The sequence below is a fragment of the Sporosarcina sp. AD_1 genome, assembly GCF_057373025.1.
Genome location: NZ_JBPVIR010000014.1, coordinates 1 through 13,447 on the forward strand (window position 1 = coordinate 1; position 13,447 = coordinate 13,447).

Here is a 13,447-nt window from a genome sequence, read left to right on the forward strand (position 1 = left end):
GAAGTGACTTTGTCTACAGTCTGGACGCACAGTCGAAAAACTGTGCGTTTTTACTTGCTCTTTTTTTATGGTAATTTCATTCGCTAGAATGATTGTTAACTGTATTATGTTAGCGGTTTTTTCGCCATTAGCCGAGACTGTTATTGTGTTTTTTATTGCCAAGAACGAGAAAAATGTCGAAATTTGCGATTTGGTCATTGTCATGTATGGATAGATAGGTATATTATAGAAATAATGAGAGGGTCTTTAGTCATTATACATCCTGCTTACTATCATCCAGACTCTCTGATTCAAAAGGAGGAGAAAAGTATGGATACAAAGAACAAGACATGGTCTAAAGCATTGAAGACGGTGGCTGTCTGTGCAATCTCGCTGACCGCAATCAGTGCATATTCACCTGTACAAGCTGCTGAAAAAGAGGCTGCAGCTATTATGCAAAAACAAACAGCATTTAAAGATGTGGCAAAAGGATACTGGGCGACAGATTCCATTGAATGGGCTGCTTCCACAGGTTTGATCAAAGGGTTTCCGGACGGGACGTTCAAACCGAATGATGTGCTGACAGAAGAGCAATTCACGACAATGCTCACCCGTTTTTATGAGGAGCTGGGGAGAGAAGTTGAATCCACCACAGCAGACTCGAAATGGGCAAACCAAAAATACGAAGGATTAGCTCATTACAAAATTCCGCTGCTTGGATATGATGATGTCAATTTCAGAAAGAATCCTGTTAACCGTGGATTAATTGCTCAAGTGTTCGCCTACTTGCAAAATAACTCCAGTGATTTGGAAGATGCGGTTACCTACTTATTTGATAAAGGCATTACCAATGGAAGCAATCCGAATGGGAAGACGCCGGTAGAGAAGTTCGGCGCTACCGATCAATTAACCCGTGCCCATGCTGTCGCTTTCTTTAAACGAATTGCCGATAGCGGCAAAGTATCTGTCAATCCAGAAGTAGTTGCGGATAAAGTGGAAGCAAATGCACCAGAAAGTCTTCGTTTGGCAAAAGAGGAAGCCTTGCTTAAAGTGGATTCGATTGCCATTCCGGACAAACAGGAATTAAAAGCGCAAAAGCAGCAATTGATCGAGAAGAAAAAAGAAGTAGCGAAAGAGCTTGGCGTCAAAATGGGAGATATCGGTAAAGCAATTGGCGAAGCAAAACGTGCTGGCGACTACGATAAAGTACAACAATTGATCCTTGAAAAGAAAGCGGTCATCCAAGATAAAAAGGATCAAAACAAAGAATTTGGCAAGCAAATTTCAGAGCTGGAGAAATCAAAAAACGAAACAAATGGTAAAAAGGATGGGGCAAACAAAGAGTCCGGCAAACAGTCGTCCGATCTGGGTCAATCCATCGGGGAAGCGAAGCGTAATGGCGATTATGGCAAAGCGCAGGAATTGATTGATGCCAAAAAAGATTTAATTCAAGAAAAGCAACAACAAAATAAAGAATACGGCAAGCAAATGTCCGAGATGGGACAATCCATTGGAGAAGCAAAACGCAATGGTGATGAAGCGAAAGCACAAGAATTGATCAATGCGAAAAAGGATTTAGTGCAAGAAAAGCAGCAGCAGAACAAAGAGTATGGAAAACAAATGTCAGAGTACGGAAAATCGATTGGCGAAGCAAAGCGCGCTCAATACGGTAAAGGGAACTGACATTAAATGAGGAGCCTTCGCGAAAGCGGAGGTTTTTTTATTGCATTTTTGAAGTTTTTTCACGAATATGCCAAGATGAAAAGAAGAAGTGAAAGGAGTGGATTGGGCATGCAAGAGAAAGTTCATGTTTTATTCGTCTGTCTAGGCAACATATGCCGTTCCCCGATGGCGGAAGCTGTGTTTCGACATATGGTGAAGGAAGAGGGATTGGCAGGCATTATATCCGTTGATTCGGCAGCGACAAGCAGCTGGCATATTGGAGAACCGCCTCACAAAGGAACGATTGCTAAGCTGAAAGAGTATGGCATTTCTACTGAAGGAATGGCGGGTCGGCAAGTAAGCCGTACTGATTTTGACCAGTATGATTACATCATCGGAATGGACGCCAGCAATGTACGGAATCTACGGGAGCTGCTTGGACAGCCGGATCATCCGAAAATTTTCCGCCTCCTCCACTTAACTGAACGTACCATAGATGTACCGGATCCATATTACACAGGAGATTTCCAAGAGACGTATGATTTGGTGACAGAGGGGTGCCGGATATTATTTAATAAAATCAAGTCGGAACATCAAATCTAAGTAAGCAACTTGGACCAGGGGGGAGCAAGTGAAAAGAGTTACGCTTGTATTTATGGGGTTTTTCGTCGTCATTATCATGTTGGCATTCACGTTGAAAGTCTTTGTATCTCCTACTAGCGAGGCGGAAACAATCGTTCATCAGTATATCGAGAATATAAGTGCGGGAAACTGGAACGAATATGTGGAGCTCTTCCATTATGATTCTGAAGTGAAAGAGCATTTGCTGTCATTCCTGCATGACGAAGAAAAACAAGCCGCAAAGGAAGGAATTCATACGATTCAGGACATAAATCTTGTGAGTATGGAAGTAACAAGTGATCCGGATTTTAGTTCAAATGGTGACGAAGTGTATAATGTGCTATTGGATATGAAAGTTCATACGCCATCTGAGTTCTATGAGAACGGGGTGTCCCGCCATATTTTTGTTTTTAACAGGACGGGCGAAGGGTTACAATTAGAAACGGTCTATTATAAGGGAATAATTCAAGATTAGTATGGGAGATTGCTGTTCATCGCAATCTCTTTTATTATGCCCAAAAATAGTAGAGCTATAGTATACTGAACACGAATGGAGGAGATTGACAATGATAACAAGTGATTTACAGGCAATTTGCCCAACGTTAGGGAGAAGAGGGGCAGAGCGGAATGCACATACACATTTTATATGAAGACAATCATTTGCTTGTCGTGGAGAAGCCGGTGAATGTGCCTGTGCAAGAGGATGTAAGCGGAGATCCCGATTTGTTATCTCTGCTTAAAGAGGATATCAAAAGGCGCTACCAAAAACCGGGCAATGTGTTTCTTGGTCTCGTGCATCGTCTGGATCGGCCGGTTGGCGGCGTGATGGTTTTTGCCAAGACGTCTAAAGCGGCCTCTCGTCTGGCAGATGTTTTACGAAAAGGGGACATGGGAAGAGAGTACTTGGCAGTTGTCCATGGAAAACCCCGCAGACGCGTGGCGACGCTGGAGCATTTCCTATGGAAAGATACGAAGAAGAACAAGGTGCATGTTACAGATTCCAAGCGGGAAGGGGCCAAGCGGGCGATCCTTTCCTATGAGGTGCTGGATCATACGAGGAATCATAGTTTAGTTGCGGTGACACTCCAAACGGGGAGGTCGCATCAAATCCGGGTGCAATTAGCGGAAAACGGCACACCTCTGTATGGAGACCAAAAATATGGAGAGGAGCTCAACCGCCCTGGAGAGCAGCTTGCGCTGTGGGCGCACCGACTGGAATTTCCGCATCCGACTACAAAGGAATGGCTCTCATTTGAATCCATGCCTCCGGATGTCCATCCTGGGAATGCGCTTCAGAAGGAAGCAAGCATGTATGCGAGATAAGGTGCATGGCTGCGCTAGGGCTTTGGAAGTCCAGTAGCACCATCTTCCCATTGCTCCCGTTAAACATTGACAGCAGAAAACAGGAACCCTACACTTAAAAAGACAATAGTTAGCTGGAGGGCACCAATGACAAACCATCCTTTTATTCCGATCATTATCGGAACAGACATAAATGCATATAATATGGCCATTTCTTTTCATGAAGAGTATGGCATCCATCCGATTCTAGTCGGGAAGGAACCGTTATCTTTTACGAATTTGAGCACAATTCCCCGTGTGATCGAATACAATGCGCAACTTGGAAAAAAAGAAGTGTTCGTCCGTTTTCTGAAAGAAGTGGCGGCAAAATATCGTGAGCCGGAAAAGAAGATGATCCTGATCGGCACGAACGATTTGTATGTCCGGATGATTATTGAAAATCAGAAAGCGCTCCGGGAAGATTTTGTGTTTAATTACATTCAGGAAGATTTGATGAACCAACTGCTCGTCAAAAAGAATTTTTACGAGCTTTGCGCAGAGCATGGCATAGATACGCCAGCGACTTATTTCCACTCCTGCTTAGAAGACAAGCCGTTTGAGGAAGAAGTGATGTTCCCGGTCATCATCAAGCCGAGCAATGGTGTTCTCTATTATAAGAATCCATTCCCGGGTATGCAAAAAGTGTATAAAGTGGATTCCTATGAGGAAATTCAAAACGTCACCCAGACGATAAAAGCGAGCGGGTACACAGAAGATCTCATCATCCAAGACTTTATTCCTGGCGATGATACGTATATGTGGGACTCGGTTTTCTACATAAACAGCAAAGGTAATACGGAATTGATCACGTTTGGCCAAGTCGTTCTGCAAGAACATACGTTGACAGCGATTGGCAATTATACATCGGTCATCACCCGATATAATGAGGAAATGATGCTGAAACTGAAAGATTTCCTGGAAGCTCTGGATTATGTGGGCTACGCGAACTTTGATTTGAAGTACGATCATCGCGACGGGAAGTTCAAAGTGTTCGAGGTGAACATCCGCCAAGGACGATCCAGCTATTACATTACATCATGCGGCCATAACCTGGCCCGAAATTTTGTCGATGACTTGATTTACGGAAAATCAAAGCCGCTCACCCTGTTAAAAGAGAAGTTTCTATTTACGGTAGTGCCGAAAATTGTCTTGCGCAAGTTCGTTGATAACCCGGACGTCCGTGAGGAAATTAAAGAGCTGCTCCGACAGGGCAAGTATGCGAACCCTCTATTCTATAAGCATGACAAGAGTTTCAAACGGAAATTATATTTGTTCATGCGTCAGGTGAACTACTATAAGAAATACAAAAACAATACATGGTAATTAAAAATCCTCCTACTCGCTCGCGGGCAGGAGGATTTATACTTTATGTGAAACGCTGGACGAGCTCATGCATGCGCTCTGCCTCGCTATGCAATTCCAAGGACGAGTGCATAATGCTTTCAATGGCGTTTTTCTGTTCATCGACGGAAGCATTGACCTCCTCTGTTGCTGCTGCGGACTGGGCGGCTACCGATGCAATTTGAGAAATGGCCTGCACGACCACTTGCCGGTTATCATCCATTGTATTCATGTCCTGCTCCATAGCGGAAAGCAAGGAGGAAATCTCATGGATGGAGGAGGACAGCATATCGAATGCAGACTTTGTCTCGTCAATAAGATGGGCCTGTCCAATTGCCAACTGCATCGTCTGCTCCATTTGCTGCTCAGCAGAACCCGTATCCTGTTTAATATGGGACAGCAAATCCCGTACTCGGTTGGTTGCATCATTCGTTTCCTCAGACAATTTCTTCACTTCATTCGCGACGACGGCAAAGCCTTTGCCGTGTTCACCTGCTCTAGCAGCCTCGATGCTGGCATTAAGAGCCAGTAAATTGGTTTGTTCAGAGATGGCAGAAATCGTTTGGACGATTGCTTGGATTTCATTCATGCGCCGGGCCAATTGATTGAAATTATGTTGCAATCCATCAATCTCATGGCGGAATGATTCCGAGTTCATTCCTAGTAGTCCCACCTGTTCAGTACCTGACTTTTGGAGTTTGGTCATGTCATTCATTTCAGTAAGGATTTGCGCATAGCGGGTTGTGGTTTGATTGATTAAATCCGATAGATGCTCTACTTTTCCGATGGCGGTATCCGCCTCCTCCGCCTGGACGATGGCCCCCTTGGATATTTCATTGATGGCATGGTGAATTTCATCCGCCGCAGCTGTCGTTTCCTCTGTGATGGCACTTAACATTTCGGAAGAGCTTCGCATCTTGGTCGAGGAATTACGCGTATGGCCAACCATTTCGTTCAAGCTTTCTTTCATATCGTTCACATTAGATGCCAGAATGCCGAGTTCATCGGACGTTCGCACCGGGATGGGAGGGCTTGATAATTTCCCTTCCGCTATATTGGAAGTCATATGCATAATTTTTCTAATATAGCTTGTCATCCTTCCGGAGAAGAACCAGAATAAACCGATGCCAATGATCAATGCAATCAAGATTGTGCCTAAGGTGAAATAAAGAACTTTTTGTGCGCCAGCATTAAAATCCATTTCATAGGTACCCGCTGCAATGATCCAGCCCCAGTGCGGATCGACCAGGCTGAAAGTAATTTTAGGAGCAACAATATCAGGGTTTGTCGGCGTCGGCCAATCGTATTTTACAAATCCGCCTCCCTCCTGAGCTTTCTCGATCACTTCTCTTATAAAATAACGGCCGTCATCAGACTGAAAGTCATAAATATTGTCCCCTTCCATGCTTGGGTGTGCTTCCAAATGGCCATCTTCAGTGATCGCATAGAAATAAAAGTTCTCGCCATATTTAGCTGGATTGGTAATGGAGCGTTTTCCATTTGGACTCCTTTTGCCGATCATCATCTCACGGGCTTTCTCCTGTGCCTCATCCAATGTAAGACGGCCATTCTTCACATCGTTGTCCAATATGCCAATCATATCGACGATGGCGTGTGTCCCATTTTCCAAACCGAGCTGCCCGACCTGATCCAGCTCTTGTTTGGCAATAAAGTAATTTACAATACCCACACTAAGCAATGGAATTAAAATGACAAGTGCGCCTAAAGCAACCAATTTATTACGTACTGAATGCCTCATGTCTTGTCCTCCTTCCTAAATCATACATATTTAGGTCTATACTTTATATATCGCACTAATTACCTAAAATTGAAGAGTTTTGAATGAAAATAAATTGAATTCAATCTTTTCTACAAACCGTTGAAAAGGTTTACAGGAATAGTAAATGAGGAATTACATAAAGGCAGATTTGTTAGGAGGAAAAAGTAAGATGAGAAAGATCGAAGACATTCAATTTGACAGAAAACGTGATAAAATCATTGATACATTGGTCGATAATGGCATATTCAAAGTAAATGGCAAACAACTGTATGAATTGTCCTTATATGAATTAATGAAACAATATATGAAGAAAGTAAACGATTAAACGAGGGGTTCGGGGTGATGGAATGTTAAACGAAACATTACAGCAGCTTAGCCAGAAATGGCTTGAAGAAGCGACAATCCGCGATATGCAAATGAAGATGAATGAGGGTCAATTGACATCCGAGGAATTGACCTTGCTTTATTTAGACGCCATACTTCAAAAAAATAAAGAATTGAAGGCAGTATTAGAGGTCAACCCTCAGGCGTTGCAGACAGCATGTGCACTGGACGAAGAAAGAAGAGAGAAGGGGCCGCGTTCTCTGCTGCATGGAATTCCGGTTTTATTGAAAGACAATATGAATACGGCAGATGGAATGCACACAAGCTGCGGATCCTTGGCTATGCAAGATTTTCACGCGGCGGAGGATGCGTTTTTAGTATGCAAACTGCGAGAAGCAGGTGCTGTCATTCTCGGCAAAACGAATATGACGGAATGGGCGAATTTCATGTCGGACCATATGACGAATGGATGGAGTTCCCGAGGTGGACAAGTATTGAATCCATACGGTCCATTTGATGTGGGTGGTTCCAGCTCAGGTTCCGCAGCTGCAATCGCTGCGAATATGGCGGCAGTTGCAATTGGTACGGAGACATCTGGTTCGATCATTAATCCATCTGCACAAAATGCATTAGTGGGACTCAAGCCGACCGTCGGGATGATCAGCCGCTCCGGCATTATTCCGCTATCATTTACACAGGATACAGCAGGGCCGATGGCAAGGACTGTGGAAGATGCCGCCATCACATTCGGCATTCTGGTCGGCTATGACAAAGCTGACCCGATTACAAGAAAGTCCGTGCGCTACCAAGAGATGGACTGGCTGTCTGCTTTGCGCAAAGATGCGTTGAAAGGCGTCCGCATTGGCATACCGCGGAAAATATTTGAACGTGAAATTTCATCTGAGCAAACCGATTTATTCAATCAGGCATTGGAACAATTGAAACTGGCCGGCGCCTTTATCAAAGATGATATTGATCTTGGGGCAATGGAGGATGACCTGGGCTATGATGTTCTCCTTTATGAATTCAAGGTCGCGCTGAACCAATATTTGGCCCAAACGCCTGACACGAATAAAATCCGTTCATTGAAAGATATTATTGAATACAATACGAACCACCCGGATGAGACCCTGCGTTTCGGGCAAGTGATGCTGGAAAAAGTGGAGAGAACGAGTGGAACGCTAACCGAGCCAGCATACTTGGAAGCGCTTTTGCGCAACCGGCATTTGGCGAAGGAGACAGCGCTCGACAAAGCATTGGATGAAAATGATATTGATGTGCTCGTACTCCCGCAGGATCATGGATGCAGCTTCAGCGCAGCAGCGGGGTATCCCGCAATTACGGTGCCGTCTGCCTTCACAGAAAAAGGGGAACCGTTCTGCCTGACGTTTTGCGGACCGGCCTTTTCGGAGTATGAACTCATCGGTTACGCCTATGCATATGAACAAAAGGTTCAGGGAAGAAAAAAGCCAAGTGAGATAAAAGCGAGCTCCAGTAAGGAAAGTAGTTGAAATGTAATCAAATCAAGTCCATTATTAACTAAGAGGAATATTGGAAAGCGGGGATGCACATGTCCTTTTTAGATAGAATGGACGATGAAATCAAAAGAAAATGGAAGTTTGCCGAGGCAACGCCTATTCAAAATCAGATGATACCTGAAATGTTGGATGGGAAAGACATTGTTGCCGAGTCGCCGACAGGAACCGGAAAAACACTTGCCTATGTGTTGCCGATTCTACAGCAAGTGGACGGCTCGAAACAAAGAACGCAAGCCCTCATTATGGCGCCTTCACAGGAATTGGCTATCCAAATTGTGAATGTCATCCGAGAATGGGTGGAAGGTACCGATATGACGGTAACTCAATTGATTGGCGGCGCCAACATGCAGCGCCAAATTGAACGTTTGAAAAAGAAGCCAACGATTGTAGTCGGAACACCTGGCCGTCTCGTCGAACTAGTTAAAGCGAAACGACTGAAGATGAGCGACATTGAATACATTGTCTTGGATGAAGGGGACCAATTGCTCTCCAGAGATTATCGCGTGATCGTGAAAAACTTGATCGAAGCATCCAGCCCGAAACGCCAAGTCATTGTCGTCTCTGCGACCATTACGGACGAAATCGAAATAGTCGCCAAAAAATTGATGGACGATCCGATTCGTTTGCAAGTGTCGATTAAGGATATGCCACTCACAGGAAACGTCGTCCACTCCTTCATCAAAACAGACGCCCGTGACAAAACGGATTTGTTGCGCGGCCTTTCCCATGTGGAAGGAATCCATGCCCTGGCCTTCATGAACAATGTCGACCAGCTCCGCATGAAAGAAATCAAACTGCAATACAATGAAGCCCCGATTGCCGTATTGTACTCGGATATGCGCAAATTCGAACGGCAAGAAACATTGGAGGCCTTCCGAAAAGGAGACATCCACATCCTCATCGCCACGGACCTGGCGGCCAGAGGGTTGGACATCGACGGATTAACACATGTGATCCACGTCGACGTGCCGCATACGATTGAACAATACTTACACCGATCGGGCCGCACAGGCCGAGCCGGACAAGACGGCGAAGTCCTGACGTTGCTATCCTATCCAGAAGAGAAGGACTACCGAAAACTCACCAAGGAATTCAAGCCCGTCCAGAAAATCTGGTATCAAGGCAAGCTGATGGAAGGCAACGCAAAAACAAAAGCCCAGCCATCCAGCCAAAAAACAAACTCCGGGAAAGCACAAAGCAAGAAAAAACGAAAATAAGCAATAAACAGGAGGCCTGAGATGGTCTCCTTTTTTGATTGAAATGAAGGGGGGAGGGTTCGTTTAAGCTGACAGATTGCTTGTATATTTAGTTGAGTGCTCGAATAAGCAGGGGCAGTGCTTGCATATTTCCGAACCGCTCGATTAAGTGAGTTAACCGCTCGTATATTCTCCGTACCTCTCGATTCAGTCGTACAACCACTCGTATATTTCCCATACCGCTCGATTATTCAAAAGACCGCTCGTAAGTGGACCCGAACCTCTCGTATATCCTCGCCAACCGCTCGTATGTTTTCCTGCACCTCATGAGTAACCGGAGATACCGATCGTTACTTGATCCTCCATCTTGCTCATGTTAAACCTCTCAGCAATTTCCGAACCGCTCGATTAAGTGAGATAACCGCTCGTATATTCTCCGTACCTCTCGATTCAGTCGTGCAACCTCTCGTATATTTCCCATACCGCTCGATTATTCAAAAGACCGCTCGTAAGTGGACCCGAACCTCTCGTATGTTTTCCTGCACCTCACGAGTAACCGGATATACCGATCATAACTCGATCCTCCATCCTGCTTATGTTAACCTCTCGGCAATTTCCGAACGGCTCGATAAAGTGAGTTAACCGCTCGTATATTCTCCGTACCTCTCGATTCAGCCGTACAACCACTCGTATATTTCCCATACCGCTCGATTATTCAAAAGACCGCTCGTAAGTGGACCCGAACCTCTCGTATATCCTCGCCAACCGCTCGTATGCTTCCCCTAACCGCACGACTAACCGAGAATACAATCGAACTCCATGCACAAAATAAAAAAGACCGAACGAAGTCGGTCTTTTCCAATTACAATTGAGTTAGAATAATCGGTTCATCTTTTGTGACGATGATGGTATGTTCGATTTGGGCGACGAGTGATTTGTCTGGTGTGGCGAATGTCCAGCCGTCGCTTAATTCGACGATATGCTCTGCTTTTTCCGAGATGAAAGGTTCTACGGCGAGGACCATTCCTTCTTTCATCAAGGTTTTGTCCCATGCATCATAGTAGTTCAGAATATGCTGGGGCTCTTCGTGCAAGGATGTGCCGATTCCGTGGCCAGTCAAGTTTTTAATGACGGTGAGGCCGTGTTCTTTTGCTTCACGCTCGACAGCTTTTCCGATTTGATTTAGACGGGAGCCGGCTTTGACTTTTGTCATGGCGCGATCGAATGAAGTTTTGGCGACGTCGCATAGTTTTTGTTTTCTTTCATCCGGGGTGCCGACTACGAAGGAAATGCCGGTGTCAGCAAAGTAGCCGCCGTATGAGCCGGATACGTCGATGTTGACGAGGTCGCCGTCTTGGATCACTTTGGAGCCTGGAATGCCGTGCGCCACTTCATGGTTGACGCTGATGCATGTGTACCCAGGGAAATCGTATTGGTCGATTGGAGCTGAGACGGCCCCTTTTTCTTGGAACAGGCGTCCGCCAAGTTCGTCCAGTTCTTTTGTAGTAATGCCAGGGACAGCTGCTTCTTTCATGGCTTCCCGTATTTCAGCGACAATGCGCCCTATTTTTTTCAACGCTTCTATTTCTTCATTTGTTTTAACTATCATCGTTTCCAAGTCCTTTCTTCCGCCTTACTTTTCCATCCACTACTATATCATACGATTGGAGTTCGCAAAGCGATGATGCTTTTTTTATTGTATGCAAAGGGGGCTGTCTTATCTCAGCACCTTTACCCCTTGGTATACATTCCAAACGATGATAACGAGTGACAGGACGCCGTAAACAGCCATGAAGAGGAAAGGAACCAGGCTCCAGAAATCGAATTGGCCGGTCATTAAGCTGGTCATTCGATTCTCAAAGGAGACGAGAGAAAGAGACAGAATGACGAACCCTGCGATCAGGACGACAACAGGTGCCAAATGGGAAATCAATGAACGTTTGGCGTGTGTTTTCACTTCACGTTCGTTTGTAATAAAGTAGACGATGACAGGCAGTAGAAGTGGTGCGAAAAAAATACTGAAATAGCATAGAGCGGAAAGAATTTTATTATTGTCCATTGAAATACCTCCGTTAACAGAAGACTTAGATAATAAACGCTTCTTCTAATCATCTTGTTTATAAGTCATTTATCATATACAATGATATCGACAATTGAATTACAAGACCACAAGGGGGGCCGTTTGGCTGAGAGTGGACATTTTGTCCTGACCCTTCGAACCTGTAAGTTCATACTTGCGTAGGGATGTGGATGGAAACTGACATGATTTGATGTCTCGGTTCTATCCGGGATGTCTTTTTTTTGTCTTCCCGTATCCCTCCAAAACTAGGAGGAGGAGAAGTAGATTGGATCGTAAACGTCTACAATTATTGTTGGAAGTTGCAATACTTGGAGCACTTTCTTTTGTGCTCGACAATCTTACATTATTTAAGATGCCCCAAGGAGGTTCTGTGACTCTTTCCATGCTGCCGGTCATCATCATGGCGTATCGTTGGGGGATAGCTGGAGGAATGTTAACGGGTCTATTGACTGGCATTCTGCAAGCAGCTATAGGAGGGTATGTCATCCACCCAGTCCAAGCCTTTCTTGACTACTTTGGTGCTTATACTTTCGTCGGGCTTGCTGGGGTCACATTTGGGTGGCTCAATAAAAGCAGGAAGGCCGGAAATAAAGGCTCCATGGCTGCTGCAATCATTGTAGGAACCGTCCTGGGAGGTCTTCTTCGATATATGGCACATGTGATCGGTGGAGTCGTATTCTTTTCCGAATACGCCGGTGATCAGCCTGTCTGGATATATTCACTTGTATATAATGGTTGGTACATGATCCCATCCATTATCATCTGTGCCACGGCTGCTGTATTATTGTTCACAACTGCACCGCGCCTCATACAACGCACATAGAAAAAATGCCGCTCTTCTACAAAGGAAGAGTGGCATTTTTATTCCCTTTTCATCTCTCTGACAAACAGGAAGCTTGCTGCCAGCACGGCCGTCAAGAAAATGGCGGCTGCTGAAACGAACAATTCCTCCGTCCCATTTTTTACAGCAATTCCGATGAAACTCCAAATGAAGATCAGATTACATACATAATCTCTGTGGTGGTACATAAAATGTAACGCGCCAGCTGTTGCCACCGTCATGTAAATAACCGTCCAGAGGGGGTCGCTTAAACCCCAGCCGCTCCATTCATGAAGCATTAGCAAATAGCTAAGATTGGTAATCCATCCGAATGAAGCCCAGGCAAGGAACGCGGCAATCGGTACGCGGCCGGTTATTGTGTTCTCTCGTTTCGGGTACGTGAAGTAGAGGAGCAATAACAGGGCCACCAACATGCTTTTGGCAAGAAGCGCCCAGCTAAACAGTTCGAAATGCCATAACAAGATCCAAGCGATTTGAGAAGCGCATGCGGAAGTGAAAAGTACAGTTCTTCTTACTCTCAGACGTTTATCGGAAGTCCCTTTGAAGATCCAGTAAAAGAGCAGCCCGTAAATGACGCCCCATATGATGAAGACATAGTTAGCCGGAATAAAAAGAACGGGGATCCGATTGGTAATTTCAGTTGTTGTACTGCCATTGATGGAGACGAAGTTCCCGATAATAGTCAATAGGATGAGTGCAAGCAGGGAAAGCGCCATAATAAGTGATTTTGCCATACGTAATCCT

At 45.0% G+C, this 13,447-nt stretch carries 13 protein-coding genes and 1 riboswitch; of the genes, 9 read left to right on the forward strand and 4 right to left on the reverse strand.

Features of this window, described 5'->3' with window-relative positions; translation table 11 throughout:
- Nucleotides 1-309: 309 nt before the first annotated feature.
- From ACSW3C_RS19075 to ACSW3C_RS19095, 5 genes are all read left to right on the forward strand, one after another.
- Nucleotides 310-1,662 (forward strand): S-layer homology domain-containing protein, encoded by a 1,353-nt coding sequence (locus ACSW3C_RS19075; RefSeq protein WP_486564553.1) that lies wholly within the window; start codon nucleotides 310-312, stop codon nucleotides 1,660-1,662.
- A gap of 108 nt (nucleotides 1,663-1,770) precedes the next feature.
- Nucleotides 1,771-2,244 (forward strand): low molecular weight protein-tyrosine-phosphatase, encoded by a 474-nt coding sequence (locus tag ACSW3C_RS19080; RefSeq protein WP_486564555.1) that lies wholly within the window; start codon nucleotides 1,771-1,773, stop codon nucleotides 2,242-2,244.
- A 28-nt stretch (nucleotides 2,245-2,272) separates the two neighbouring features.
- Nucleotides 2,273-2,737 (forward strand): hypothetical protein, encoded by a 465-nt coding sequence (locus ACSW3C_RS19085; protein ID WP_486564557.1) that lies wholly within the window; start codon nucleotides 2,273-2,275, stop codon nucleotides 2,735-2,737.
- 152 nt (nucleotides 2,738-2,889) lie between these two features.
- On the forward strand, nucleotides 2,890-3,585 hold the full coding sequence (locus ACSW3C_RS19090; RefSeq protein ID WP_486564559.1) for an RluA family pseudouridine synthase: 696 nt from the start codon (nucleotides 2,890-2,892) through the stop codon (nucleotides 3,583-3,585).
- Between the two features lie 126 nt (nucleotides 3,586-3,711).
- The gene (locus ACSW3C_RS19095; RefSeq protein ID WP_486564561.1) at nucleotides 3,712-4,926 is read left to right on the forward strand and encodes a carboxylate--amine ligase; all 1,215 of its coding nucleotides are present in this window, start codon (nucleotides 3,712-3,714) and stop codon (nucleotides 4,924-4,926) included.
- Between the two features lie 43 nt (nucleotides 4,927-4,969).
- Here ACSW3C_RS19095 and ACSW3C_RS19100 read toward each other — a convergent pair whose 3' ends face one another.
- Nucleotides 4,970-6,703: a methyl-accepting chemotaxis protein gene (locus tag ACSW3C_RS19100; protein WP_486564563.1), complete on the reverse strand. Its 1,734-nt coding sequence runs from the start codon at nucleotides 6,701-6,703 to the stop codon at nucleotides 4,970-4,972.
- 190 nt (nucleotides 6,704-6,893) lie between these two features.
- Between ACSW3C_RS19100 and ACSW3C_RS19105 the strand changes: the two genes are divergently transcribed.
- The 3 genes from ACSW3C_RS19105 to ACSW3C_RS19115 are packed head-to-tail and all read left to right on the forward strand — an operon-like array spanning nucleotide 6,894 to nucleotide 9,803.
- Nucleotides 6,894-7,049: a Fur-regulated basic protein FbpA gene (locus ACSW3C_RS19105; RefSeq protein WP_238079412.1), complete on the forward strand. Its 156-nt coding sequence runs from the start codon at nucleotides 6,894-6,896 to the stop codon at nucleotides 7,047-7,049.
- A gap of 22 nt (nucleotides 7,050-7,071) precedes the next feature.
- Nucleotides 7,072-8,559, forward strand: coding sequence for an amidase family protein (locus ACSW3C_RS19110; protein ID WP_486564564.1), 1,488 nt, complete (start codon nucleotides 7,072-7,074; stop codon nucleotides 8,557-8,559).
- 59 nt (nucleotides 8,560-8,618) lie between these two features.
- A complete protein-coding gene (locus ACSW3C_RS19115) occupies nucleotides 8,619-9,803 on the forward strand; it encodes a DEAD/DEAH box helicase (RefSeq protein ID WP_486564566.1) in 1,185 nt (394 codons plus the stop codon).
- An 841-nt stretch (nucleotides 9,804-10,644) separates the two neighbouring features.
- Here ACSW3C_RS19115 and map read toward each other — a convergent pair.
- A complete protein-coding gene (map, locus tag ACSW3C_RS19120) occupies nucleotides 10,645-11,391 on the reverse strand; it encodes a type I methionyl aminopeptidase (RefSeq protein WP_486564631.1) in 747 nt (248 codons plus the stop codon).
- Nucleotides 11,392-11,499: 108 nt separating this feature from the next.
- The gene (locus ACSW3C_RS19125) at nucleotides 11,500-11,841 is read right to left on the reverse strand and encodes a magnetosome magnetite crystal formation protein family (RefSeq protein WP_486564568.1); all 342 of its coding nucleotides are present in this window, start codon (nucleotides 11,839-11,841) and stop codon (nucleotides 11,500-11,502) included.
- Between the two features lie 102 nt (nucleotides 11,842-11,943).
- A riboswitch (TPP riboswitch) is annotated at nucleotides 11,944-12,044 on the forward strand.
- A gap of 83 nt (nucleotides 12,045-12,127) precedes the next feature.
- Between ACSW3C_RS19125 and thiT the strand changes: the two genes are divergently transcribed.
- Nucleotides 12,128-12,685, forward strand: a complete 558-nt coding sequence (gene thiT / locus ACSW3C_RS19130; protein WP_486564570.1) for an energy-coupled thiamine transporter ThiT — start codon at nucleotides 12,128-12,130, stop codon at nucleotides 12,683-12,685.
- Nucleotides 12,686-12,723: 38 nt separating this feature from the next.
- On the opposite strand, the gene ACSW3C_RS19135 is transcribed toward thiT, so the two are convergent.
- Nucleotides 12,724-13,437 (reverse strand): tryptophan-rich sensory protein, encoded by a 714-nt coding sequence (locus ACSW3C_RS19135; RefSeq protein ID WP_486564572.1) that lies wholly within the window; start codon nucleotides 13,435-13,437, stop codon nucleotides 12,724-12,726.
- Between the last annotated feature and the right edge of the window lie 10 nt (nucleotides 13,438-13,447).

What these genes read in the sequence shown, in the direction of transcription:
- ACSW3C_RS19115 (WP_486564566.1), top strand. Translation starts at nt 8,619, where the DNA reads ATGTCCTTTTTAGATAGAATGGACGATGAAATCAAAAGAAAATGGAAG.
- ACSW3C_RS19125 (WP_486564568.1), bottom strand. Translation starts at nt 11,841, where the DNA reads ATGGACAATAATAAAATTCTTTCCGCTCTATGCTATTTCAGTATTTTT.
- ACSW3C_RS19075 (WP_486564553.1), top strand. Translation starts at nt 310, where the DNA reads ATGGATACAAAGAACAAGACATGGTCTAAAGCATTGAAGACGGTGGCT.
- ACSW3C_RS19100 (WP_486564563.1), bottom strand. Translation starts at nt 6,703, where the DNA reads ATGAGGCATTCAGTACGTAATAAATTGGTTGCTTTAGGCGCACTTGTC.
- ACSW3C_RS19105 (WP_238079412.1), top strand. Translation starts at nt 6,894, where the DNA reads ATGAGAAAGATCGAAGACATTCAATTTGACAGAAAACGTGATAAAATC.
- ACSW3C_RS19095 (WP_486564561.1), top strand. Translation starts at nt 3,712, where the DNA reads ATGACAAACCATCCTTTTATTCCGATCATTATCGGAACAGACATAAAT.
- map (WP_486564631.1), bottom strand. Translation starts at nt 11,391, where the DNA reads ATGATAGTTAAAACAAATGAAGAAATAGAAGCGTTGAAAAAAATAGGG.
- ACSW3C_RS19110 (WP_486564564.1), top strand. Translation starts at nt 7,072, where the DNA reads ATGTTAAACGAAACATTACAGCAGCTTAGCCAGAAATGGCTTGAAGAA.
- ACSW3C_RS19135 (WP_486564572.1), bottom strand. Translation starts at nt 13,437, where the DNA reads ATGGCAAAATCACTTATTATGGCGCTTTCCCTGCTTGCACTCATCCTA.
- ACSW3C_RS19080 (WP_486564555.1), top strand. Translation starts at nt 1,771, where the DNA reads ATGCAAGAGAAAGTTCATGTTTTATTCGTCTGTCTAGGCAACATATGC.
- ACSW3C_RS19090 (WP_486564559.1), top strand. Translation starts at nt 2,890, where the DNA reads ATGCACATACACATTTTATATGAAGACAATCATTTGCTTGTCGTGGAG.